At 39.0% G+C, this 25,722-nt stretch carries 23 protein-coding genes and 2 rRNA genes; 9 read left to right on the top strand and 16 right to left on the bottom strand.

Annotated features, from left to right (window positions below; all coding sequences use genetic code 11):
* Positions 1–115: 115 nt before the first annotated feature.
* Complete coding sequence (locus tag M3175_RS13485; protein WP_251519724.1) at positions 116–562, bottom strand: ASCH domain-containing protein; 447 nt, start codon at positions 560–562, stop codon at positions 116–118.
* Positions 563–770: 208 nt separating this feature from the next.
* On the opposite strand from M3175_RS13485, the gene M3175_RS13480 reads away from it, so the two are divergent.
* From M3175_RS13480 to M3175_RS13465, 4 genes are all read left to right on the top strand, one after another.
* Positions 771–2,429 (top strand): CotS family spore coat protein, encoded by a 1,659-nt coding sequence (locus M3175_RS13480; protein ID WP_251519722.1) that lies wholly within the window; start codon positions 771–773, stop codon positions 2,427–2,429.
* A gap of 40 nt (positions 2,430–2,469) precedes the next feature.
* Positions 2,470–3,624 (top strand): glycosyltransferase family 4 protein, encoded by a 1,155-nt coding sequence (locus M3175_RS13475; protein WP_251519720.1) that lies wholly within the window; start codon positions 2,470–2,472, stop codon positions 3,622–3,624.
* Between the two features lie 21 nt (positions 3,625–3,645).
* Complete coding sequence (locus M3175_RS13470) at positions 3,646–4,599, top strand: NAD-dependent epimerase/dehydratase family protein (protein WP_251519719.1); 954 nt, start codon at positions 3,646–3,648, stop codon at positions 4,597–4,599.
* 188 nt (positions 4,600–4,787) lie between these two features.
* Positions 4,788–6,134, top strand: coding sequence for a S8 family serine peptidase (locus M3175_RS13465; RefSeq protein ID WP_251519716.1), 1,347 nt, complete (start codon positions 4,788–4,790; stop codon positions 6,132–6,134).
* A 117-nt stretch (positions 6,135–6,251) separates the two neighbouring features.
* Here M3175_RS13465 and M3175_RS13460 read toward each other — a convergent pair whose 3' ends face one another.
* The 3 genes from M3175_RS13460 to M3175_RS13450 form a co-directional block, all read right to left on the bottom strand.
* A complete protein-coding gene (locus M3175_RS13460; protein ID WP_251519714.1) occupies positions 6,252–6,419 on the bottom strand; it encodes an anti-repressor SinI family protein in 168 nt (55 codons plus the stop codon).
* 108 nt (positions 6,420–6,527) lie between these two features.
* Positions 6,528–7,217 (bottom strand): response regulator transcription factor, encoded by a 690-nt coding sequence (locus M3175_RS13455; protein WP_251519712.1) that lies wholly within the window; start codon positions 7,215–7,217, stop codon positions 6,528–6,530.
* Positions 7,214–9,295 carry a 7TM diverse intracellular signaling domain-containing protein gene (locus M3175_RS13450; RefSeq protein WP_251519710.1) on the bottom strand — a complete coding sequence of 694 codons (2,082 nt, stop codon included), beginning with the start codon at positions 9,293–9,295 and terminating at the stop codon, positions 7,214–7,216. The genes M3175_RS13455 and M3175_RS13450 overlap by 4 nt, the downstream gene beginning before the upstream one ends.
* Positions 9,296–9,516: 221 nt before the next feature.
* On the opposite strand from M3175_RS13450, the gene M3175_RS13445 reads away from it, so the two are divergent.
* Complete coding sequence (locus M3175_RS13445; RefSeq protein WP_251519708.1) at positions 9,517–10,446, top strand: iron-hydroxamate ABC transporter substrate-binding protein; 930 nt, start codon at positions 9,517–9,519, stop codon at positions 10,444–10,446.
* A gap of 43 nt (positions 10,447–10,489) precedes the next feature.
* On the opposite strand, the gene M3175_RS13440 is transcribed toward M3175_RS13445, so the two are convergent.
* Genes M3175_RS13440 through M3175_RS13430 form a run of 3 tightly spaced genes read right to left on the bottom strand, consistent with a single transcriptional unit; the run spans position 10,490 to position 13,931 of the window.
* A complete protein-coding gene (locus M3175_RS13440; protein ID WP_251519706.1) occupies positions 10,490–11,872 on the bottom strand; it encodes a M14 family zinc carboxypeptidase in 1,383 nt (460 codons plus the stop codon).
* Positions 11,873–11,895: 23 nt separating this feature from the next.
* A complete protein-coding gene (locus M3175_RS13435; protein ID WP_371321694.1) occupies positions 11,896–12,921 on the bottom strand; it encodes a FecCD family ABC transporter permease in 1,026 nt (341 codons plus the stop codon).
* On the bottom strand, positions 12,918–13,931 hold the full coding sequence (locus tag M3175_RS13430) for a FecCD family ABC transporter permease (protein WP_251519704.1): 1,014 nt from the start codon (positions 13,929–13,931) through the stop codon (positions 12,918–12,920). Before M3175_RS13430 ends, M3175_RS13435 begins: the two co-directional genes overlap by 4 nt.
* A 135-nt stretch (positions 13,932–14,066) precedes the next feature.
* Here M3175_RS13430 and M3175_RS13425 point away from each other — a divergent pair, with 135 nt between their 5' ends.
* Positions 14,067–15,017 (top strand): iron-hydroxamate ABC transporter substrate-binding protein, encoded by a 951-nt coding sequence (locus M3175_RS13425; RefSeq protein WP_251519702.1) that lies wholly within the window; start codon positions 14,067–14,069, stop codon positions 15,015–15,017.
* A 166-nt stretch (positions 15,018–15,183) separates the two neighbouring features.
* The gene (locus M3175_RS13420; protein WP_251519700.1) at positions 15,184–15,984 is read left to right on the top strand and encodes an ABC transporter ATP-binding protein; all 801 of its coding nucleotides are present in this window, start codon (positions 15,184–15,186) and stop codon (positions 15,982–15,984) included.
* Between the two features lie 77 nt (positions 15,985–16,061).
* Here M3175_RS13420 and M3175_RS13415 read toward each other — a convergent pair whose 3' ends face one another.
* The 4 genes from M3175_RS13415 to M3175_RS13400 form a co-directional block, all read right to left on the bottom strand.
* Positions 16,062–16,400 (bottom strand): DUF1904 family protein, encoded by a 339-nt coding sequence (locus M3175_RS13415; protein ID WP_251519698.1) that lies wholly within the window; start codon positions 16,398–16,400, stop codon positions 16,062–16,064.
* A gap of 30 nt (positions 16,401–16,430) precedes the next feature.
* The gene (locus M3175_RS13410) at positions 16,431–17,357 is read right to left on the bottom strand and encodes a DMT family transporter (protein ID WP_251519696.1); all 927 of its coding nucleotides are present in this window, start codon (positions 17,355–17,357) and stop codon (positions 16,431–16,433) included.
* Between the two features lie 166 nt (positions 17,358–17,523).
* Positions 17,524–19,317 carry a YhgE/Pip domain-containing protein gene (locus M3175_RS13405; protein ID WP_306663958.1) on the bottom strand — a complete coding sequence of 598 codons (1,794 nt, stop codon included), beginning with the start codon at positions 19,315–19,317 and terminating at the stop codon, positions 17,524–17,526.
* Positions 19,318–19,319: 2 nt separating this feature from the next.
* Positions 19,320–21,380 carry an efflux RND transporter permease subunit gene (locus tag M3175_RS13400; RefSeq protein ID WP_251519692.1) on the bottom strand — a complete coding sequence of 687 codons (2,061 nt, stop codon included), beginning with the start codon at positions 21,378–21,380 and terminating at the stop codon, positions 19,320–19,322.
* Positions 21,381–21,537: 157 nt separating this feature from the next.
* Between M3175_RS13400 and M3175_RS25075 the strand changes: the two genes are divergently transcribed.
* Together M3175_RS25075 and M3175_RS25070 are read left to right on the top strand one after the other, a co-directional pair.
* Positions 21,538–21,834, top strand: a complete 297-nt coding sequence (locus tag M3175_RS25075) for a TetR/AcrR family transcriptional regulator (RefSeq protein ID WP_306663957.1) — start codon at positions 21,538–21,540, stop codon at positions 21,832–21,834.
* Positions 21,797–22,102, top strand: a complete 306-nt coding sequence (locus M3175_RS25070; RefSeq protein WP_306663956.1) for a TetR-like C-terminal domain-containing protein — start codon at positions 21,797–21,799, stop codon at positions 22,100–22,102. Before M3175_RS25075 ends, M3175_RS25070 begins: the two co-directional genes overlap by 38 nt.
* Before the next feature lie 100 nt (positions 22,103–22,202).
* Here M3175_RS25070 and M3175_RS13390 read toward each other — a convergent pair whose 3' ends face one another.
* The 5 genes from M3175_RS13390 to M3175_RS13370 all read right to left on the bottom strand — a co-directional run.
* Positions 22,203–22,694 carry a YehS family protein gene (locus tag M3175_RS13390; RefSeq protein WP_251519690.1) on the bottom strand — a complete coding sequence of 164 codons (492 nt, stop codon included), beginning with the start codon at positions 22,692–22,694 and terminating at the stop codon, positions 22,203–22,205.
* 219 nt (positions 22,695–22,913) lie between these two features.
* Positions 22,914–24,296 (bottom strand): 23S rRNA (uracil(1939)-C(5))-methyltransferase RlmD, encoded by a 1,383-nt coding sequence (gene rlmD, locus M3175_RS13385; RefSeq protein WP_251519687.1) that lies wholly within the window; start codon positions 24,294–24,296, stop codon positions 22,914–22,916.
* A gap of 17 nt (positions 24,297–24,313) precedes the next feature.
* On the bottom strand, positions 24,314–25,165 hold the full coding sequence (locus M3175_RS13380; RefSeq protein ID WP_251519686.1) for a DNA-3-methyladenine glycosylase family protein: 852 nt from the start codon (positions 25,163–25,165) through the stop codon (positions 24,314–24,316).
* A 124-nt stretch (positions 25,166–25,289) separates the two neighbouring features.
* Positions 25,290–25,405 (bottom strand): 5S ribosomal RNA (gene rrf, locus M3175_RS13375).
* A 191-nt stretch (positions 25,406–25,596) separates the two neighbouring features.
* Positions 25,597–25,722 (bottom strand): 23S ribosomal RNA (locus M3175_RS13370); the annotation flags it as partial.

The raw sequence follows: 25,722 nt of genomic DNA, 5'->3' as shown, positions 1-25,722 counted from the left end.
TCATTCTTTTTTCGATTCAATATACGATTCTACATACATTCTCTTTACCTGTCTTTTTTTCCTGCTTCCACAGTGAAAAATGTTGATTTTTGTCACAACTTGTCTTAATTATAACCTATTTAGGTGAGTTTTGAGAATCTTCATTATACTTCCATATCCCCAGCTGCCCTTTAGCAGGTAGGAATTCTTCTAGCAACTTCTTATTTTCAACTTCCCACACATAACCACCCACTCGATAATCACCTAAAAAGAAATCATTTCCCTCAACTAGCCGACCGTCTTCTAAAAGTGCCCATGTGTTATGGTTTTCAGCGACTTTGATACAATTTTTCAGAATACATGTACCGATTATCACTCCGGTAGGTAGGTTACTAGCTGTGTAACCATGCTTCGCTAGTAGTTCGAGAATGTTCGGATGACTACAAGAATCTCTGTCCACTTTTTTACTAGTATGTATAGCTAGTGTACCTCGGTAATTGGTCTTCCAAGTCCTTGTTTCATATTGCGTCTCTCCTAAAACGAACAAACTTGCCCATGGTTGAATCATGGATAACACCTTCATTCATGATGGCCCCTTCGTACATATCACTTATATGGTATAGATTCCCCCTAGTTTAATCACCCATTCATTCAATACAAAAACTCCACAAAAAGACCAATTTTTCCCCGGTAATTACGCTCAAGCTCCACGAATGCCCCATTCCATGTCCTTCTCTTTGACATATAAATAAGCAAGCTAGTTTTTTGTCTTGAGATTGGAGGAAAAAAATGTGCATGAATATACGATTGAACCGTGGGATCATCTAGTCGATTCAGCCACTAGCGAGGCAGACCTAGAACAATATGTCCCACCAGAGCTAGAGAAAATGGCTTATGAAGTAATATCACATTATGATATGACCGTCTCCGAAATGACTCTTATCACCTCAAAGCCCGATAAAGGCGGAGCAATATGGAAAATTGAGACCAATCATGGACCACGCAGTATTAAGGTCCTTCACCGCCAGCCCACAAGGAGTTTATTTAGTATTGGTGCTCAATTGTATGTTGTTCAGCAGGGAGCACGAGTTGCCTCCCTTATCCCCACAAAGGAGAATCACCTTTACGTAGAGGCTGGAGGTAAGTTATGGATTGTCACCGATTGGGTAACTCCGCTTGAACAACTAATGAAAATTGATTTAGAGGGTGCCTCTGCACTTTGCTATGGTCTTGGAGAATTCCACCGTCATACGAAAGGATATATTCCACCAAACGGCTCAAAAAAGTCCTCTCGACTGTATCGATGGAATCAATATTACGAGAAAATGATTCAAAAAATAGGTTGGTTCCGAGATATCGCCCACGCCTACCCTGAAACGGTCGCGAGCCCACACTTACTTTCTGTTGTAGACAAATTTGAACAGCAGGCCAATGACATGTATGAAAAATTCAAGCAATCCGCCTATCGAAAAATGATTGCAAAAGGGGAAGCACATTGGGGGTTAGCTCACCAAGACTATGGCTGGTCTAATGGACAGCAAGGACCTGGTGGAATTTGGGTTATCGACTTGGATGGAGTTTCTTATGATTTACCAATTCGTGATTTGCGAAAAATCATTACAAGCACGATGGATGATATGGGAACCTGGGATCTCGAATGGATACGCGGTGTAATAGACGCCTACCACCAAGCCAATCCAATCGACCAAGAAACCTTTGAATTATTATGGATTGATATGGCGTTTCCAAATGAGTTTTATAAGCATGTAAAAGAGGTAGTTTTCGAACCAGTGAATTTTATGAACACTGAACTGGATGCCATCTTAGACAGAATCACCCTAACAGAATCCAATAAATGGGAAGTTTTATCCGAATTAGCTAAAGACAAAGAGAAGTACCTACCAGGTGATTATACAGAGGAAGAAGTCATTTATGATGTCAATCCAAGTGCAGTTGTATTAGGCAACACAGATATGCTAGTCAGTAATAAAAATGAATTCAAAAAGTCAGATCCATCTAAAGAACAACAAAGCATGCCGTCCACTTTCGAAGAGCCTAAGGAGTCTAAGTCAAAAGATTCTAAGACTAAAGAATTTAACTCTAAGGAACCTGAAGCAAAGAAATCCCTTCAAGAGCGAGAAAGTTTGCGTTCAAGGATCCAAAGAATAAAAACACTACCGTCCCTCAAGTCTAATAGTAGTAGCAATAAGGATCATTTAGTCGACCTCGATCTCCTTCTAAAATCCATTCTAGAAGATGATCTTCCAAAATTGCTCAAGAAAATGAATGAAGAAAAAGAAAAACCGTCCAAGGTTCTTAAAAAGACTGAACGGCCCACTTCTTCGAAACCCATGCAGATAAAAAGAACCAACGCTGAATTTGAAAGTATTGTAGCAAAAGTTCAGCGGAAAAAGTTAGAGTACGAACAGAAGACAAAAAAGAAAAAATAAGTTTACTTTCTACGAAATATATGAAGAAGGGAGAACGCACATGAATGTGTTGCTGATTTGTACAGAAATGCTACCTGTCCCTAATATTCGAGGTGGCGCTATCCAAACGTATATATGCGGTGTATCCCACTTATTAAGCGAGCAACATCAGGTTACCATCATTAGCAGAACAGATCCAGATCTACCTGACGAAGAGGTTGTTAATGGTATCCGCTACGTCCGTATTGATTCTCAGAGGTTACTAGATGTTTACAAACAAGGAATCGTGAAATATTTGTCAGAAACAGAAGAGCAATACGACATCATTCACATTTTTAACCGTCCAAAGCTGGTCGTTCCAGTAAGCGAACTCGCTCCTAACTCCCGCATCATATTAAGCATGCACAATGATATGTTTAAGCCAGAGAAAATTAGTCGTGCGGAAGGTGCAGCAGCGATAGAGAAATTAGAAACAATCATAACGATTAGTAAATATATTGGGCAAACCATCGTTTCTTATTTTCCAGAAGCAGCACCCAAAATCTTCCCCATCTATTCCGGTGTAGATTTGTCCAGGTTTGCTCCTTGGACCAAATCAGAATCTGCTCTACAGGCTAGAAAAGCCATTCGTGCCAAATACGACTTAGGGTCCAAAAAAATTATTTTATTTGTTGGTCGTCTCTCTAGAAACAAAGGTCCACATGTTCTGGTTAAGGCCATGTCACATGTTAAATCAAAAGATGCGGTACTCGTGATCGTAGGGGCAGCCTGGTATAGCGATGATAGGGTTAGTGATTACATCTCCTACACACGTGCTTTAGCAGAAAGATCCCCTATTCCAGTGATCACGACAGGATTTGTTCAAGCAGATGAAGTTCACAATTGGTTTTGTGCCGCAGATGTATTTGTTTGTACATCCATCTGGGAAGAACCACTTGCTAGAGTTCATTATGAAGCCATGGCGGCAGGGCTTCCATTTATCACTACCGCTAGAGGTGGGAATCCAGAAATCATCCTGAACGATAATGGCTATCTGGTCCAAAACCCAGAAGACCCAATAGAATACGCCAACCACCTAAATAACATGCTAGCAAATTTAGAATCTACGAGGAATATGGGGCTACGCGGTCGAAAACTGGTTGAAGAAAACTTCACATGGAATCATGTAGCCAATAATATCCTTTCCGTTTGGGAGAGAAATCCTTCCGAAAATTAGCAGCCAAAGGAAGTGTGCATTATGAAAATTCTTGTCACAGGTGCTGCAGGTTTTATCGGATCTCATCTCTGTGAGCGCTTGCTACAAAATCCCCAAAATGAGGTTATAGGTATTGATGTGTTTCTACCAGTTGGTACTTCCAGATGGATTCGTGAACGAAACCTTCAAAACCTATTACATTCCACAAGATTTACATTTGTTGAAGAGGATTTACTACAAGCCAATTGGGACACCTTACTTGAGGGAGTAGATATCATCTACCATCTAGCAGGTGTTCCAGGTGTAAGATCTAGCTGGGGCCAGGACTTCACCTTGTATGTAACCAATAATATTATAGTAACTCAAACGTTATTAGAAGCTTGTCTTAAATTTCCGATTAAAAAATTCATTTATACTTCGACCTCTTCCGTCTACGGTCAAAAGGATGGCAAAGTAACTGAAACTTCTGAACCAACACCACTATCTCCATATGGAGTTACGAAATTGTCCGGAGAACATTTGTGTCGAGTATTTCATCAAAATGATGGGCTCCCCATCACGATCTTACGATTATTTACCGTCTATGGTCCAAGGCAGCGACCAGACATGGCCTTTCATAAATTCATTAAACGAACACTTTCCAACGAAACAATAGAAATATATGGAGATGGAAAGCAAACAAGGGATTTCACTTTTATTAGCGACTGTGTAAACGCCATTGCTTCTGCAGCTACCTCAGAAGGCATCGCAGGAGAAACGATCAATATCGGCGGTAAAGAAAGAGCCTCCCTTTTAACTTGCTTATCCATCCTTGAAGACGCTCTTGGCCAAAAACTTGATGTTCGATATACAGGATCTACTTACGGAGAACCACGTCATACATGGGCTGATATTACAAAAGCTCAAAAACTCTTAAATTACGATCCAAAGATTACTTTAAAGGATGGCCTATTAATGGAAATTGAGGATATAAAGGATTTGTATAAGAGTAAATAACTGTGGCTGATTTTTAGTCCTTCATAAAGGAATGAAGGACTTTTTGCCCTGCTTAAATTACGGTTGTCGAAACTTTTTTATATTTCGAACAAGTAATGACAAGTTTAAACAAAATGCACCCATTGAGCGTTATGAGAGTGAATTTTATAATTAAGTTGTTGGAAAATTCTTTTAATAGGGGGATTTTAATGAAGAAGAAATGGATTGCCGGTGCGTTAACAGCTACACTGAGTGCTACTGCCTTTTTTGGAAGCATAGGGGTTACTCAAGCTCAGGCGGTGGACAAGAACTACATAGTTATCTTTAAATCTGATACAACTCTTCCATCAAACTATCAAGACCTAGTAAAAAGTTATGGTGGCAAAGTTACTAAGGCCATACCGAAATTAGGTGCTGTTAAGGTCAACTCAGATAATCCTAATTTTGTAGCAGACATCGAAAAAAGCACAGTCGTACTAGATGCTGGGGTGGAAAGCACCATTTATCCTGAAGCCCCTGTAAATGTGGACGTTCTTGAAGATGATTTTACAGCTACACCTGCAAATGATTTATATAACACCTATCAATGGGATATCAAACAAGTAACAAACAATGGGGCGTCTTGGAACTTGGAAGGCGGAACCGGTGAAGCGAAGGATGGAAAGGATATTGTTGTAGCCGTTGTGGACACTGGAATAGATTATACTCACCCTGATATAAAGGAAAACTATGCTTACGGAAAGTCTTTTGTCCCTGGCATTTCAAGTGCGATGGATGAAGATGGCCATGGAACTCACGTCGCTGGTTCCATTGCTGGAAATGGAAGAGTATTAGGAATCGGACCAGAATTAAAAGTTGCCGCCTACAGAGTGTTTGGACCAACCGGTGGAGCTAATACTTCTGATATCGCCAATGCATTAATGACAGCGGCTGATGACAATGTAGATGTCGTTAATATGTCACTAGGCGGTTACGATTGGTTCCAAAATCCTGATTATGCAACACAAGAGGTAGTTGCGGATGTTCGTCTCTTCAACCGTGCGATACAATATGCGATCAAGAGTGGAGTAACCGTTGTCGGATCTGCTGGTAACGCTGGTGTAGATATTTCAAGTCCAGGGAAGCTTTCAGGAGATGATAAAGGGGCAACTCACCGGAGCCCAAGCAGTCAAACGATGATTCGTGTTGCTGCTGGTGGTCAAGAAAAAAACCTCACTTACTATTCTAACTATGGTGTTGGTAAAATTGATGTGATCGCTCCAGGCGGAGACTACGGTACGGCTTGGCTAGAAACACGTGATGTCAATTTAAGAGATCGCAATAAATTATGCTTATCCACCGTTCCGGGAGGATATGCCTTCTATGCAGGTACTTCCATGGCTGCTCCAAAAACAGCTGGTCTTGCGGGAGTCATTATTGCCAAGTACGGGAAAGATGTTCTCTCCCCTGCTCAAGTTAAACACATTATCCAAAATTCTGCTGACGACTGGTTCAAACCAGGCTATGATGGAGAATCAGGATTTGGAGCTATTAATGCAGTGAATGCGCTAAAGTAAATTAATAGTAGAATAATCCAGAGGAATTCTGTTTCCTCTGGATTATTTTTATTATTTATTAAAGTTAAGAAGTATTTCAATTAGGGTGACTTGTGTTGTGAATGAGTGAATGAAGATCTATGTAAAAGAAACTTTTAGACTTAGAGTCTCCACGATCTCAGTTACATTTTTCCCATCCATAATGGACTGTAAGAATGTTCGTACTTCCTCGATGGACATTCCCATATCTCTAGCCTGTTTGATTAGTTGAATCCATTCCCCGTCAAGATTCTGAATCTCTTTCATGGCTTTCCTCCTATATCATTCCAGTCTCATAGCTTTAATCATAAATGATGAAGGTTAAATTAAAGTTAAGAAATTGGAAAATTATAATAAAAGGAGAAAATTAAACTTTTACGTAAGAAATTTATACCCAAATCCCCTTACTGTAATAATATACTCTGGTTTAGACGGATTAGGCTCAATCTTTTTCCTTAAGGTACTGATATGAACAGACACTGTTTTTAAATCACCAAATTGGTCTTCGCCCCAAATTAAGTCATATAACTGCTCCGTACTAAATACTCTTCTTGGGTTTGAAGCGAGCAAAATTAACAGTTGTATTTCCTTTGTTGATAAGTGGATGGGTTTCTCCCCAACGGTTACTACATATTGTTCGATATCAATATGTAGCTCTCCCCATTTAATCATGTTTGTCTTTTCTTCTTCAGAAGCTGGCTGCTGACTGCTGCGACGCAAATGTGCTTTTACCCTGGCCATTAATTCTCCTGGATCAAATGGCTTTGTGATATAATCATCGGCACCTATTTCTAGCCCACGGATTTTTTCACTTTGTTCTCTTTTGGCACTTAGAAAAATCACTGGGATATGGATTTGTTTCTCTCGTAATCTCTCACAAACTTTAAAACCATTCATTCTAGGAAGGAGAATGTCTAGAATCACCAGATCTGGCATCACATCTATGATGCCAGCTAACGCCTCCTCTCCATTAGCAAATGAGATCACACGATACTCCTGCTCAAGATAGAGCTTCAATAAATTCTGGATATCTACTTCATCTTCAGCAATAACAACCGTCCTCATTTATTCTCCTCCGGCTCCCAAGTATAGATAGGCAATGTGAAATAAAAAGAACTTCCCTGTGATTCCAGACTTTCTGCCCAAATCATCCCGTTATGATAATCAATAATTTCTTTCGCTATAGCCAGTCCAAGTCCAGCATTCCGATACGTATCATATTGTTCAGCATCCCCTCGATAGAAACGGTCGAATATATAAGGAAGTGACTCCGCATCTATTCCTATCCCATTGTCATGAACACCTATAACTAAGCTCTGATTACGGTGAATGTTCTCTCTCTTCTCCCTGGCCACTGCGATTTCCTCATGATGCCCCTGTCTTCTATAAAACTCCTCAAATATATTGACAGAAATCGTTATCATACCATTCACTTTTGTATACTTTGCAGCATTCGATATTAGATTCTCCATCACTTGCCTCATTCGGTTCAAATCCATTAAGAGAACCCATTCATTTGGTTCTAGTGACAACTGGCTATCAAACTGAAATTCAATGTTCTTACTAGTAACATCTGCTTTAAATTGATATAAAAACTGAAGAAACTTCTGAACAGATATTTTGCTCAAAGAAAAACTTGACTGCCTTTCTTCTAATCTGGAAAGGTCATGTAGATCCTGTATTAACCGATCAATATAGAGGGTTTTTTCATGGATGATTTTTAAATACGTTTGGTCACAAGGTTCAATCACTCCATCCAACATCGCCTTAACATACCCCCGAATGGATGTCATCGGCGTACCTAAATCATGAGAGATATTCGATAAAAGATGGCGGCGTGACCTCTCCATACTTATCAGCTTTTCTGTACTGACTAGCAGTTCTTCCGTTCTTTTTTGTACCCTTTCTTCGAGCTCTTCATTTAATAAAAGCGCGGCTCTTTCTGCATTCTCTTTTTCCATTTGAATGATTTTCACTCGATCAGCCAGTGCTAATGAAAGGAGAATCATTTCGATAAGCGATCCTATTAAAGAGGCATATCGCGTAAAAGTATTCAGTGGCAATGTGCCTGCATCTGACAAGAAAGAGACTAAGCTAGTTAGTAAAAAGATAAACCACGCAAAAAACAAATAACGAGCTGCCTTATTTCCTCGCTTCCAGCAAAGAATCGTCGTAGTTAGAACAACTGGAATAAAGAGAATTGTAGAAAGAGTAACCAGATGTAATGCAAGAGAATAGGACATTATTAACACAACGAGTATTCCTATATTAAATATTGTGAGCACTTGAAGAATTCTGCTCCATATCTTTGCATAATGCTGCACATCAAGAAACTTATTTACAAATAAGGCTCCGGCCAAGTTAGAGAGTGCAATGGAAAAAACAATCGAGCGATTATTCCACCACGGGAGGTCGGGCCAAAAAAATTGATAAGCAAATCCATTCAGCGTTAATTGTGTCATGCTAACTGCGAAGATTAACAAGACATACCATAAATAGCTCCGTAAGCGTAAGGAGGAATATAAAAAGATGTTATAAACCACCATGACAAGTGCTGACCCATAATATATCCCAAAAAGAAGATACTCTATTAAGCTTTTTTCCGAAAAAACTTCTTCATCCCATAGTACAACCGAAAGCTGTAAGGACCCTTCACTTTTTATTTTGACATAATAGGTTCTTGTTTCCTTTTCAGCTAAGGTTAGTTCGAACGTCACATGCCGATGCTTTCGATCTCTTTCGGAAAACGGAAGCAAATCACCACCATAAAATGCCTTATACTTATTCGTTCCAGTTTGTTCATACAAAGTAATGGAATCATGAGGGGCATAAGGAAATTCTAGAATATATTCATCCGTGCTAAGTTGATTGTCTATTTCGAAGCGCATCCAGTAGACAGATGACTTGTATCCGTAACTAGGAATGCCTTCTTTATTTTCTGTAAACTGGTTGGATAAAGTCTTTGAGGACACATCGTCGATCGTAAGATTCCCCTCTTCATCCTCAAGAATTTCCATATTTTCATAGATCTTATATTTTCCTATTTTATCTTGGTTGATTATTACGGAAGCTTGGGCTTCATTTATGATTCCACCACTTAAGATGATAACTAGTAAGGAAAGCATAGACAATATTCTTTTCATTGTGGAACCTCCGTTAGGCATGTTTAACCAATAATTCTATACAAATGTACCAATTTCCTCCAACATAAGGAGCAATACCGATTTCCTATTCTCTACTTTTTTTGCTGAAATTTTCATTGACATTCTACATAACTAGATTTATATTAAAAACATAAACGACATTGATAATCATTATCAATAAAATTCCAGTTACGAAATATATTATTAAAGGAGAACTCCTCATGAAAAAACTATTCGTTCCATTTTTACTTTTACTTGTTCTTGTTATCAGTGCTTGCGGAAACCAAGCAGAAGAAAATGATAACAGTTCAGAAGCTCCAAAAGAAGAAGAAACACCTACAACGATTACATACGAATCTGAAACAGGCCCGGTTGAAGTACCTGCTGATCCACAAAGAGTTATTCTTCTTTCTGGTTTTACTGGAAATGTATTAGATTTAGGCGTGAATGTAGTTGGTGTTGATGTATGGTCGAAAAATAATCCAACCTTTGCAGAAGAACTAAAAGATGTGGAAGAAGTATCAGATGAGAATTTAGAAAAAATCATTGAATTAGAGCCCGACCTCATTATTGGACTATCTAATATTAAAAACCTTGAAAAATTAAAAGAAATTGCTCCAACTGTAACCTACACTTGGGGAAAAGTTGATTACTTAACGCAGCACATCGAAATTGGGAAATTATTAAATAAAGAAAAAGAAGCTCAAAGCTGGGTTGATGACTTTACCAAGCGTGTAGAAGCGGCAGGTGAAGAAATTCGCGCTAAAATTGGTGAAGACGCAACCGTATCTGTCATGGAAAGCTATGGCAAAGATGTTTACGTATTTGGTGAAAACTGGGCCCGTGGCACAGAAATCATTTACCAAGGCATGAAGCTTAAAATGCCTGAAAAAGTGAAAGAAGTGGCTTTAGAGGCTGGATATTATGCTTTATCTGCAGAAGTGATTCCTGAATATGCAGGTGACTATGTGATTCTAAGTAAGTACTCTGATGCAGACACTTCTTTCCAAGAAACAGAAACCTACAAAAACATTCCAGCTGTAAAAAACAACCAAGTGTTTGAAATGCCTGGTGAAGGTGCATCCTTTAGTGACCCGGTTACACTTGAAAAGCAGTTAGAATTTATTAAAACCTCTTTCTTAGGTAACTAAGGGACAGAAAAATGAAGCATTCACAAGGAATGCTTCATTTTTTTTACCAATTGTCACGAATATAATTGGCTACTAATAACCCGCTCTCTACTTGAATACGTACTAGTTTTCGAATCGGAATAAATGTGTAATCAAGCTCCGTTTCTAACACGTTACAATAGTCTTCTAGAAACTTCTCACCTATCTCTTGCGCTTCCTTCAGCTTATTGAGAGCTTCTTCATCCCTGTTTTCAAGCAGTTGCAAACGTTCTATTTCATATTCGCATGTTCGGACTGTTAAACCTAAATACAAACCATTATAAAATTTTGACGCATATAGATTATCAAAAACCTCCGCCATTTTCGCCGATTTTTCAAACTCCGGATCGCTTTCGGCCCATTTGATTTTGGCTTCACTACCCTCTCGAATATACTGAATGACTTCCTCCACGAGCTTAACAAAAGGATTTTCCTTTTGTATATAGGGGCGAATCCCTTGCAAGATTTGGTCTAAGTGAGCAAAATGGGCTTGAGATACTTCCACACTCTTTAAAATTGCTTCTTTTCGTGTCATATCACTCTCACTCATGTCCTCGATTCGAGAATCGAAGAAATAAGGAAGCTCCGTTAAAAGTGTGAAACATTCCGTTACGGTGCCTGCATAATCTGAACTTGATGTACCATTTTTAATATTCGGCTTCTCCCCGCTATATTTCTCTATGAAATCATATGCCTCAGCAATGGTCATATTTTTAAATATCGCTGGGGAAAACTTCGTTATGAAAGGTTCCTCTGGCTCACCTAAATTTAGAGGAATGCCTTGTTTGATGCTTGAATTCCGCAACCCTTCATATAGCTCTGGATAGTCATGAGTGATGTACCAATAAGCACCCCCAAAACCAGCATTATGTAATGAGTACATAAACTTTGGTTGGGTTTCTTCTATTAACTTCATTAACGTTTTTGTTTCTGGAAGCGGGTTATGAAAATGCAGTTCTTTGTAGTCAATAGGAAAGGTCCATTCCACCTGTTCATAACCGATCGGCCGGTAATAATTTTTCGAATAGTTATATACTGTAAACGGTCCTTTAAACCAATTTTCATTCAGACGGACACCATCAGGATCAATACATTTAATCAGGTACCACGTAAACCCTAACCCTTCTCTTAATTCGTTATTCTCAGCTAACACACGGGAAAAATACTCTAGTGTCATTGCTCCAATCGGTTCATTCGGGTGTGGACAAGCAAAGCACAAAGCATTCTTTGATCCATCCCCAATTTTCATACATAAAATGGGATGCCCCTTTCGTGATCTCCCTGCTTCAAAAACGGTAACAATGTCGGGAAACTCACGAGCAAGCTTCCTACAGCTCTCATCCATTTCATCTACAGTCAGAAAATCCTTGTAATCAGGCACATTATCAATGATAGATTGAACATTCATATAAGCGTTTCCTCTCAACAAATTTATTTGGTCCTGATTAATAAATAAACAAAGTAAGGTGCACTCAATAATGAAACGATAATACCAACAGGAATTTCGGTTGGTGCTAACAGATTCTTCCCTATCGTATCAGACACCATTAACAGTAAAGCCCCTATAAGTGCTGAGACCGGAATAATATATTGATGTAAAGGTCCCATGATTTTTCTAGCAATATGCGGAACAACCAACCCTAAGAAGGCAATTCCTCCACCTGCTGCAACGGAAGCACCTGCTAGGGCAACAGCAATAAGTAATAATTGCCGCCTTTCAGACTCTACGTTTGTGCCTAATCCAGAGGCTACATCATCCCCTAAGTTTAATACATTTAAGGAATGAGCTTTGTGAAGAGCAATTGGTATTAATAGTAATATCCAAGGTAATAAAGCAAACACAAAACTCCAGCTAGTATTCCATATATCACCTGTCAACCAAACTGTCGCTTGCCTGAAATCTTGTGGATCCATTTTCAATTGAAAAATGGTCAAAAAAGCGGCAAAACCAGCATTTACACCAATTCCGACTAAGACAAGTCGAATCGGGTTGACCCCTCTTTTCCATGCCAGCGCATAGATGATCAGTGCAGCGACAATTGCACCCATTAAAGCGGCAACCGGCATGATAAAAATACTAAAAGAGCTTGTCACATCGAGTTGTCCCTTGAAAAAATAAATAAATAAAACGACGGCAAGACCTGCTCCTGTGTTAATCCCTAAAATTCCAGGATCAGCAAGTTCATTTTGAGTAATTCCCTGCAAGATGACACCGGAGATAGCTAATCCTGCTCCAATTAATAACGCCAGTAAAATGCCTGGTAACCGAAAATCAAACAGAACAAGCTCCTGACGTGCCGTACCCTGATGAAATAATGTTTTTATTACATCTGCTGGGGCAATTTGAATGACCCCAGTGCTTAAACTAACAAAAAACATGAGTAAAATCGTTAGGATTAATAAAACAATGACTCCAACCAGCTTTTTCTTCTTTTTCACTTCAACTGCATTCATCATTTTCCACCTCCACTACCTCGTGCTAAATAAAGGAAGAAGGGAACTCCGATAAGAGAGGTAATGGCTCCCACTGGTGTTTCAAAAGGAGCATTCACTAGTCTTGAGACCACATCTGCTAAAACGAGTAACAACGCCCCGAAAAGAATAGATGACGGAATAATCCATCGATAATCGGTTCCAATAATGAATCTCGTAATATGTGGAACAATAAGTCCGACAAACCCTACCGCTCCTGCAACAGAAACGGCTGCCCCTGTAAGGATGAGAATGGATAGAATTCCAAATAATTTAATCATCAAATTATTTTGTCCTAATCCGGTTGCCATATCTTCGCCTAAGCTAAGCACAGTAATGGATTTTGAGATTGAAATGGCTATAAATAAACCGATGGCTCCTGATATTAACAAAATGGTTACGGAGGACCAACTTGTCCCATCTAGTCCACCAGCAATCCAAAATCCCATTTGTTTTTCCAAATTAAAATGTAAGGATAGAATCGAAGAAATGGAACGTAACATCGTCCCGATTGCCACACCGGCTAAGGCAAGCTTTACAGGCGTTAACCCACTAGGTGAAAAAGATCCAACCATAAATACAAGGCCTACAGCTAAACCAGCACCGATAAAGGACGAACTGATGAGTCCCATCGTCGAAATGGTAGGAAAAAATGCAAGCATCAGTACGAGAGCAAAAGCTGCGCCATCCGTAACCCCCATAATTGAAGGAGATGCCAATGGATTTCGTGTCATTCCTTGCATGATCGCACCGGAAACAGCTAGAAAAGCACCTACTAATGCTGCTGAAAAAGCACGAGGCAAACGTAATTCTTGAATAACCTGGTGTGTGGTTAATTCTGGATTAAAATGAAACACTGCCTCCCATACCGTACCAAGAGCAATATTGGTTGATCCATAGGATACCGATAACCCAATTGAAACAATTAATAAAAGGATGGTTATAATATTGATGATAAGTTTGGATATGTTCGATTGATGAATAAACTCTCGCATGGATCTCCCCTGTTTTCTGCTGAATTCTTTAAATTGTCAAAAAAAAATACAAAATACAATTGACTCAGTAATTGAAAATGATTATCATTAACGAAGAAATTATACCATAAAGGAGAAATTGATTTGAAAACATATATGAAATTTCGTCGAATATTTACTATTATGATGGTTGGTTTATTATTTATTATATCAGCATGTGGAAATGATAATTCAGCTTCTGACTCTGAGACTGAAAGCGAAACTAATAATTCTGAGATCACATTAGATTCTGCAATGGGTGAAGTAACCATCCCAGCAAATGCTAAAAAAATCCTTGCTCCTTATCATGAAGATGCTCTACTCGCTCTAGGTGTTACTCCTGTTGCTAAGTGGGCTATTGGACAAGCTGTTCAAGAATATTTAGAGCCTGACTTAAAAGATGTCCCAACAATCGAATGGAATCTTCCAGTTGAACAAGTACTTAATCACGCACCAGAATTAATTATTTTAGAAAATAATACGGAAAGCTATGAAGGTACTTATGAAGATTATAACAAAATTGCTCCAACATATTTAATGACAGAAGAAACCGTAAAGGATTGGAGAAAACAAATTGAAACCTTCGGAAAGATTCTCGGCAAAGAAGATGAAGCAAAAAAGGTTCTAAGTGACTATGAAAACACAGTTGCATCTGCTCGTGACCAATTGTCTGAAGCTATCGGTGAAGAAACAGTAGCTGTTATCTGGGTAGCTGGAAATCAATTCTACCTATTTGAACAAAACCGTCATAGTGCAGAGGTGCTTTACTCTGAATTAGGAATCAAGCAGCCAACATTAGTTCAGGAAATCGGTCCAGCTGATGCTGCATCATGGAATCCAATTTCCGTTGAAAAGCTGTCTGAACTCGATGCCGACCATGTCTTTTTATTAGCTCTTGAAGGCGAACAAGGAATTGAAACATTGGAGAATAGCTCCGTATGGAAAAGTACACCAGCTGCTAAAAATGGAAACATCCATATCATCAATGATCCAAGTAACTGGACAAATAAAGGATTGCTTGCTTCACAACAAACAATTGAAGATATTTTAAGTGCGCTTGTAAAATAACTCAATCAAAAAAATGCTGTCTCCTCATGAGGACAGCATTTTTTTACAAATATTTGGATGTTAATTGTGTCTATTTTTCGACTGATAACGGTTATCATTGACTACGTAGTGGAAACCAAATAAAATGAAAGTAACATTTCACGTTTTACTTTAGGGAGAGATATCAATGCACTCATTATCCGCAAAGAATTTAACATTAGGTTATGGGGATACCATCATCATTGATAATTTAGATATCACAATTCCTAAAGGGGAAATCACTGTTTTTATTGGTGGCAACGGTTGCGGGAAATCCACCCTGCTTCGGTCTTTAGCTCGATTACTAAAGCCCAAGAGTGGCAATATCCTGCTTAACGGTGAAGAAATCGCCAAAATGAAAACAAAAGAGATTGCAAAAAAGCTAGCCATACTACCACAAAGCCCTGTTTCACCTGAAGGCTTAACGGTATACGAACTAGTCAAACAAGGTAGACACCCATACCGTTCCCTTATCAAGCAATGGTCAAAAGAAGACGAAGACGCCGTTCAACGTGCCCTTGAAGCAACCAACATGCTTCACTTAAAAGATCGAGCTGTTGATTCGTTATCAGGTGGTCAGCGCCAACGAGCATGGATCTCTTTAACCTTAGCACAGGAAACAGATATCATATTATTAGATGAACCTACAACCTATTTAGATATGACACACCAGATCGAAATCCTTGATCTACTATTTGATCTAAACGAGCAAAAAGGGCATACCATTGTCATGGTTTTACACGATTTAAACCTAGCCAGTCGTTATGCGCATCATATTGTAGCCGTAAAAGACAAAACAGTTTACGCTCAAGGAAAACCAGAGGACATCATTACCTGCCAATTGGTAAGCGAAGTGTTTCAAATGAATTGCAGCATTTCTTGTGATCCTATTTTTGGTACTCCCGTTTGTGTTCCACATGGAAAAGGGCGGTCGGTTTTGTCGAATTAAATCTTTCATATCAAACAGCCGGCTCTTTAATTTGAGTCGGCTGTTGTTATTTTAGGAATTATCTACTGCAGAATCCATCATTCTTCTTCAGCAAAGCTTTTCCCATTCAGATAATAACTAGACTCCTTAAACGTACTAAAAGCTACTTCTACTTCAGGTATCCTAAGTGACTGAACCTGTTTCGTAATGATGTTTGCAAATTTTTTTTGAATGTCTAGCCCCCGTTCAAACCATTTTACTTCAATAAATGGATATCCCGGAACTTCTCTTCCATCAAAGACAAAAGTAGAATTGACCACCTCTAGCGTGAAATTATCCGTTCCACATTCACAAAGATCAGCCAATTCCTCAACTAATGGTTGACTAATGCTTTTTACCTGTTCGACTGATATACCTCTAATCAATAAAAATGGCATTTTTTATTCCTCCAACTACTAATTGTAATGTTATCTTTCCAATGACCTTGAAGAATTACGACGTTTCAGACTGCGGAAAGTTCCATCAAGCATCCCCGTGCCTAAAATTACTCCAAAAACGATTAGTACAAAACCAATTAACTGCTCAAGCACAATCTTTTCTCCTAAAAACAGAGCTGAGCCTAGCAATGAGAAGAACGGGGTAAGATTGATAAAAATAGCTGTTGAGCCTGCACCTAATTGTTGGATGGCATAATTATACAGCATGTGTCCTAGCCCTGTGGCAAAAACAGCTGAAGCTAGTAAAACGATCCAAACATACACTGGCTGTTGGAATTGACTCCTCTCAACTGGTTCTATCCAATAACTAAATCCAAACATCATTATAGACCCCAATATCAGCATGATTCCTGTCATTTGCCGTGAATCAAGATTCGTTGTTAATTTTTTTATCAAAATAAAACTAATCGCTTGCGTGATTACCGCTCCAAAGATGTATAAATCACCTAATGAAAACCCAGAAACAGGTCCACTTCCTTTTAAAATAATAAAATAAACACCACTTAGAGCGGCCAATATACCGATCGCCTTGAAAACTGTTAAGGCCTCTTTCAAAAAAATCATGGCAAAAATGGAGGTGAAAAGTGGGACTAAACCCAGAATAAGACCTGTATTTGAACCGGTCGTGAGTGTTAATCCGAGTGCTAAGAAAAGATGATGACCAAATACTCCAAATAAAGCAGCAACGAATATACCGAGTACATTTTTTCGAGAAATCCTCTCAAACCTCTTTGATAGTAAAAGGACAGCTATTACCACCACCCCCGCCAAAAACACGCGAACACCTTGAATAAAAACAGGTGGAAAATACGTCACTAAAATTTTAATGGCTGAAACATTGAATCCCCATATCACCATTAATAGAAATAGCGAGCTGTACAATAATCCTCTAGACAAACCTAGCCCTTCCTTCTGATACATGTCCTAACTATTAAACATTCTTGTTTTATCAAGATTACTTCATATCAAGACAATCTGTAAATAAAAATTAAGAAAGAAAACGAGCAATCCCCCGTGAGATTGCTCTAGTTTCCGTTTTTTTGATTCAATTAGAAACGTCCGCCTATTTTCGAAATAAATCTAACAATAGTTGCCAAAATCCTTTTTGTTCTTCAATTTTTGCTTGTTTCGTTTCTGGTTCTTCCTTTTGAATGCTTTCCGTTTTAATAACGAATTGAACGGAATGGACATTTTCATTTTTAGGCGAAACAAAGGATACAGGTTCAAAATCCGATTTATCGTATTCTGCAATCATTTGGTTGATTTCCTCTTGCATTTGTTCTGGTAGGTCCTTGGTTTCTTCATATAATTGATTTGTTCCATTTTGTAGTTCACCTACACCAGTCGCTAGCTCGCTCGTTCCACCCGCTAGTCCAACCACTCCGGAATGGAACTCATTATAGGAATCCGATAATTTACTCACTCCAGCTGTATACCCTACTAATCCTGAATGAAACTCTCCATAATTAGCAGCTAAGGTGGCCAGTCCTTTTTGTAATTCTCCAAGCGCACTCATATCCATCTCTTCAAGTGAAGCCGTTAGCTCATTTGCCGTTGAAGTAAGGGCTCCACTCATTTCCTTCAAAACTCCACTTGTTTGGTTCAAGGAAGGTCCTACGGCATCAAAGGCTTTTTTTGTAGCGGAATAGGTTCCTCTTATGTTTTGCGTAGCTGCATAATAAGCCACCAACCGATCAAGCACATCGGAATTGGCTCCGCTCGCATACAGAGCAGCTATTTCTTCCTCTGACACCTGTTGAGTAGGGATGCTGGCAATGGCACCATCTAGTGAAATATATGCTTGAGAGTAGCTTTCTTGTAAGATTACTAATCCATTAGCTGTCTCCGTAAGTCCACCCGCTAATTGGGTGAGACCCTTGGGCAATTCAGCTAGTTTTGTGATGTCCATTCCATCTGAATTTCTAGAAAGTGACGAGCTAACCTTTTGTAACGCATCGTTGATGGTTTTTGATGCAGCAACAATCTTAGAAGAAGCTCCATTGATTTGGTTCATTCCGCTTTTATATTGAGCAGAACCATTTTTGAGTGATGACACTCCGTTGTTTAATTGAACCGCTCCATCTTCGAGCTCACTCACACCGTTATTTACGTCTCGGATGGCATCTGATAAGGTTGCCATATCGTCTGTCATTTTTCCTATTTCCGATGTATCAATCGGTAAAGTAGAAGGGACAGCAGCTATTTGAATTCCTTGGAATTCAAAATCCTCAACATCTGCTTCCACTCGAAGATTTTCCGCTTGCCCAGGCATAACCGTAAACGTAATTTGCTTATTTTCCCCTGCATTTGCGATCATTCCACCGGATGCATCAATGTTTTTATACTCATTTGGAAGCAGTAAAGAAATCTGTAATAAATAATTCTCATAAAATACTTTATCCACAGCAGCATTGGGATCTGTCTCAATCTGTATATCCAAATGACCACTCTTTCCTGCAAGGTCTTCTGGATTTCCCTTTTTTCCATCTAATAAATAAGAAACAGTAACATCCCATGGCAATTCCGAATCGTCTGTTAAGTTCCCTTGATAGTAAAACTTACCTTCTGCCGCATCAATTCGTACCGTTTGGCCATCTTGATTCATTTCTGACAAATCCGTTAAATTTTTGATGTTGCTATAATTTCCATAATCAACAATTTCTCCAGCCTGTGCCACATCTAACGTGTTCACCACATAAATGTCTTTTAACTCTCCACTAGCATTTAGCGTTGCATAAACTACTTCATCCTTCGAAGTGAGTGTTCCCTTAACCATTTCCGCATTCGTTTTCACTTGAAATGAGGGGAAGAGTAAGATCACAGTCATTCCTACTAGAAGTATTTGTTTTTTTCTCATCATCATTTCTCCTCATAATGATTTGCTTGATACGTCGTTTTGCCAATCCATTTATCACAAACTACTAATAGCGCCGGTAATAAAAGGACAACCATCACAAAGGCTAGCAACGCACCTCTTCCTAACAATAATCCAATGGATGAAACAATTGGATTGGATGACGTGACCCATAAAATAAATCCAACACTTGATAAAATCGCAGCCGATATGGAAATTGAGAACGTTTTTTCATCCAATGTTTTCATAATGGCTTGTAGAGCCGGCATTTTTCTTCGATGATGCTGATATTCCTCTGAAAGCAAAATACCATAATCAACCGTTGCAGCCAGCTGGACGGTACTGACAATCAAGTAGCCCACAAACACTAATGATGAATTAGTGAAATAAGGGATGGATAGGTTTAACCAAACTGCTGATTGAATCGTTAATAGTAAGATCAGTGGGAACAAAATGGATTTAAAGGTAACCAGTAAAACCAATGCAATCGTCCCAATAGTCAACACATTAACCACCGTATTGTCTTTGGTAACAGTCGTTTTAATATCATATAATGTGACGCTTTCACCTAAGCTAAGGATGGCATCTCCGTAGTATTTTATAGCTGTTCCTTGGACTTTTTCTACAATGGAAAAGGGAATATCTCCTTCTGTTCCCTGATTCGTATTGAGTACAATCCGGCTATACTTATTGGAATAAAATTCATTGGTTATCGATTTATCGAGATATTCTGGTGGAATCACTGTCCCCACCATATTCACATAGGCAATCACACCTGTTACATAATCAAGCGTTTCTAACTCATTGACGAGCTCCGTCTCTTTTGCCACATCGCCTCTAGGTACTAAAAGAACAATAGGAGTCGTTTCACCAAAGGCTTCCTTGATCGTCACAAAGTCTTTTCCAGCCCGTGATGTTTCCGGAAGTTCACCCAACCCATAGGTAAATGATGTATGACTTTGTGATAAATAAGAAGGCACGAGAATGGCCAGCACAATGAGTAGGGTTGGAATTCGTAGTTTAAGCATAAACTTTCCGATGCCATCGAAGCTCGGAACAAAGCTTTTATGCTGTGTTTTATCCATCCATTTATAAAACAGTAACGTTAACGCAGGTAAAAACACCATGACACTAATAAAACTTAAGACAATCCCTTTTACCAAATTCAATCCCAGGTCTGAACCAATTTCAAATTTCATAAAGGTTAGAGCAATGAACCCAAAGAATGTAGTTGCTGCACTTGCCGTTATGGCAGGAAATGATTTTTTCATGGCTAGCTGCATCGCTTCTTCTGGATTGTTCGTCTTTTTCCTAAAATCAGAAAAACTATGTAGTAAAAAAACGGCATAGTCAAGCGATACGGCCAACTGTAAGATGGGTGCCACTGACTGAGTAACGAAGGAAACCTCGCCAAGAAAAATGTTTGATCCTAAGTTAATTAGTATGGACACACCGATGGCCGTAAGGAAAAACAGTGGTTCTATCCATGATTTAGTTGAGATGACAAGAATGAATATAATGAGGGGAACTAACAATATTCCGGCATATAAGGATTCTGTCCCAGCCATTTTTTGTGAAGTTGCTGTATTAATGGCTTCCCCTGCTATCGCTCCATCTTCTCCAATCAATGTATAAATGGAATCGGTAATAGCGACCTCATCACCAGTGCGAACCCCCACTGAAAATAGCGCATTTCCATCCTTGTAATAGGTTTCAACTGTCTCTTTATTAGCCATTTCCAACGGAGTTTTTAGATCCATAATATCATCTAACCAAAGCACATCGGACACACCGTCAATGGCAGAAAGCTTTTCTTTAAATTCGAGTGCTTCCTGTAAGGTGACATCTGGCACCATCACCCTTGTGTTAGGGACGGAAGCTGTAAACTCTCGTTCCATCACTTCCAACGCTTGTGTGGATTGGGCATCTTCTGGCAAATAGTCCACCATATTGTAATTCACCGACACGAAAAACTGTGCCACCGTAGAAATGATTGTAACCAAGGCAAATGCAATCACGACAGCTTTTTTATGTCTTATGATACGTGCTGCAATATTTATCACCATTCATCCTCTCTTGAGTCTTTCGGACTTTCACTTTATCATTATATAAACACGGTGTTGTCTATACAACAAACAGTTTGATACATAACGTTCAATCCCCAACACAAAATCACTTTATGTTGTTTTACTCACGTAAATTTAAAAAGGTATGGTGTAGATAGTGAATTCTAAATTGGATAGACGAAAAAGGTATACGAAGATGGTTTTAAAGGAAAGTCTTATGAATTTATTAAAACAAAAACCCATTTCTAGTATTACGATAAAAGAAGTTTGTGAGTTAGCTGATATCAATCGTTCTACATTTTATGCCCACTATTCCGATCAATACGAACTGCTATATTCTATTGAAGAAGAGTTTATCGAAGGTATGGTACACACTCTTAGCCAGTACAATTTCAAAAGAAGAAGAAGCTTTACAAATGACGGTAAAAACCTTAGAGCATATTGCAGAAAATAGGGATATATGCCAAACGCTTCTAAGCGAGAATAGCGATATACACTTTCAAAAAAAGGGGATGACGATTACGCAGCAATTCATATTCAAAAACTGGTTTTCCGATAGTAATTATGACCGAGAAACATTAGAGTATATCAACCTGTTTGTTGTTAGTGGAATGATTCATGTGATCAAGCATTGGTTAGAAAAAGGATTGAATAAGGCTCCCGAAGAAATGGCCCAAATTATTAATCAATTCATAAACAAAGGATTATCAGAGATGAGATAGGGAAACGGTTGCAAGTTCCTTATTCTAAAAAAAGCGCGTGTCCTCATTATATATTCAAAGGACATGCGCTTTTTTATTTCATACTACTTCACTCGAAATCTTATCCTCTATGTCTGATAGCTAACCCTTTTAAGAAATTCCTAGCATATCGATCTCCACAGAATTTATAGTTTTTATGACCCACTTTTCTTAATAAGGCACTTAATTCTCCTTTGGTAATACTAACTCCTGCATCTTCTAGGATTTGAATTATATCCTCACTTGTTAATGACAAAGCGATTTTTACCTTTTTTAGAAGGAGATTATTCGAGCTTTCCTTTAAGGATGGTGCCTGTCTTTCTGGCTGACCTGGCTTTGGTTCTTGCTTTCCTCTATTAAAAATAATAAAGCCGTTTAAAAAGGCATCGAACATTTGATCATCACAGATGATTGCATCCTCATTATCCTCTTCTTCTTCATTTATTTTCGTAAGAATCTTTAATACTTCATCTTTGGTTACCTCTATGCCACCTAGCTTAAAGATTTCTACCATGTCTACATTCTTAATATCTAACGCGTATCTTAATCTGATTAATAGATCGTTATTATTCATTGATTTATCCCCCTGAAGATGGTTTACCTTACCTACTATAGCACTTGTCACTACAAAAATTAAATGGCCCCTGAAAATAAGGAGCCATTCGTCTACATTAGACTTATTAGACTGTGGATAACTTTATTTTTTTGACTTTTTGCCGTTTTTTATCCCAATTTTCTACTCATTGTGAATAAAATTGTGGATATTGTCTGACTTATCCAAAAAAACTGTCATTTATCCCTTTAAAATCAAACTAGTAACACTTTCAATATGACTGGTTTGTGGGAACATATCCACAGGTTGAATATAACCAACCTTATATTTAGAAACCAGAACAGAGATATCCTTTGCAAGTGTGGATGGATTACATGATACATACACAATTTTCTTTGGTTTTACTTTTAAGATTGTGTTTAATAACTGTTGATCCAAGCCTGTTCTTGGTGGATCCACTACAAGCACATCCGGTTTCCATCCTTCTTTTGCCCATTTTGGTAGGACTTGTTCGGCTTTACCAACAACATATGTAGCGTGGCTGATTCCATGTCTCTCGGCATTTTTTTCTGCATCTTCAATCGAATCTGCTATAACATCCATCCCACGGATTTCGTCTGCTCCATCTGCTAACCATAGACCGATTGTTCCCACTCCGCAGTAAGCATCCACCACTTTTTCCACACCTGTTAGTCCTGCTGCTTCTTTTACCTCATTGTAAAGGTTCACGGTTTGCTCAGGATTTAGCTGGAAGAACGTTCTTGCGGATAGCTCAAATTCGAGTTCTCCTAAAGTTTCTTGAATGAATTCTCTTCCCTCTAATAGTCTTGTTTCATCACCAAAGATCAGAGATGTTTTTTGTCCATTTACGTTTTGCACAATTGATGTTACTTCTGGCAGAGCTTGCTTGATGCGAGCAACGATTTCGTCCTTGTGAGGAAGCTCACGTTGGCTTGTGATTAATACAATTTGTAGTTCCTCTGTTTTTACACCAATTCGCGCAACAATGGTACGTACAATACCTTTGCGAGTTTTCTCATTATATACAGATACCTTAAGGTCTTGTAAAATCTTTTTCACGGTTGATGTTGCCTTGTTTGTAGCAGAATGCTGTACCGCACAATGTTGAATATCAACGAGCTTGTGTGAGTTGATTCCATATAATCCGGCTAGTAATTTACCGTCACGTTGCCCCACCTGGAACTGGCTTTTGTTTCGATAGTTCCATGGGTTATCCATGCCGAGTGTGTCACGGATATCTAACTTCTCAACGTTTAGCTTTGTATGGCGCTCAAGTGATTGCTTCACAATGTCCCTTTTTTCCACAAGCTGTTGACGATAGTCGAGATGCTGAAGCTGACAGCCTCCACACTCCTCGTACACAGGACATGGTGGTGCAACGCGATGCTCTGATTTTTTTCGAATTTTTTTGATGCGCGCTTCAGCGAACTTCGGTTGAATTTTTGTTGCTTCTACCACTACTTCTTCACCTGGAAGTGCACCTGGTACGAATACGACTTGCTTTTTAAAGTAGCCTACACCTTCCCCGTTGATTCCAAGTCGCTTGATTGTCAGTGGAAAGGTTTGTTTTTCAGTTATTCTTACGGATTGCTCCTGTTTCATTGTGTTCACTCCATCTATTATTCGATACTTCTCCATAAGTAGAGAGAAGCGTAGCTTGCGTATGGCTCCCAGCTTGGCTTGTAGCCTTCCATTTCTTCCTTCGTCGGCTTTCGATCCATATTGTATAGCTTTTTCAGTGCATTTTGTAAACCAATATCAGCAATAGGAAAAAGATTTGGTCGACCTAGTCCAAACATAAGGAAGTTTTGTACGGTCCATGGACCAATGCCCTTTAATTTGACGAGTTCTTCCATAATCCCATCATCTGACTTTTCGTGCAACTTATGAAGTTCTAATTTCCCCTCTACAATCGCTTGTGCCACACCAATCGCATACTCCGCTTTACGGCCACTGAATTGAAGCTCACGTAGCTCCTCCATTTTCACTTTGGACAATTTTTCTGGATCTGGGTAAAAATAAGCTCCATCTACTTCAGTGCCAAAGGTTGTGACAAATCGCTGAGTTAATGTGTGGGCAAACTTCAGATTGAGCTGCTGATGAACGATGCATTTTAATAAGCAGTTGTAAGGGTCAAAGTCTAAAACCAGAGGCGTTCCTACATGCTCTTTAAAAATCGGAGCTAAATCTGTTTGACGAAAATGGGTGTGAATAACATCTAAAGGTTGATCCCATTGAAAGATTTCCCGTAAACGAGCCATAACCGACTCATTTGTCTTACCAGCCAATTCAAATGAAGGCTCTTTAGTTGTACCCGTTGCTGTTACTTTTACAACTTGCTTGTTTCCTTCGAGAATGAGAGGAACTTTAACCGAGCGTTCCTGTAGATCTATTTGATTTAATGGATCTAATCCAAGTCTGTTTAGTACTTGATCAAAGTTGTAAGGTCCTTTAATACTTATTTTCTCCATAGTTTGTCCCGTTCCCTTAGTTTTTTCTGTTAGTATAGCATTTTTATATGTAATTTTGAAAAAACATAAGGGTAGTCATCTCATAAATAAAGAGAGTAGTCAGATGACTACTCTCTTTATAGGTGCCTGGCGACGTCCTACTCTCACAGAGGGAAACCCTCAACTACCATTGGCGCTGAAAAGCTTAACTTCCGTGTTCGGTATGGGAACGGGTGTGACCTTTTCGCTATCGCCACCAGACTTTTAAATTTTGAAGGTTGTTCCTTCAAAACTAGATAAAGAGTCAAAGTCAAGAGATTGAGTATCATTTTGCATAAACGAGCTCCGGCGGCTAGTCCCTCGGGGTCATAAGTCAAAGCCTTCCAGAGGTCAGGACCTCTTACAGTCTTCGTCTTATGCCTGTCGGGCCTAACCAAGCCGCCTACGCATCTTTGGTTAAGTCCTCGATCGATTAGTATCAGTCAGCTCCACACGTCACCGTGCTTCCACCTCTGACCTATCAACCTGATCATCTTTCAGGGATCTTACTAGCTTGCGCTATGGGAAATCTCATCTTG

This window comes from Robertmurraya korlensis, from assembly GCF_023715225.1.
GTDB lineage: Bacteria > Bacillota > Bacilli > Bacillales > Cytobacillaceae > Robertmurraya_A.
This window is presented reverse-complemented; position numbering and strand designations above follow the sequence as displayed.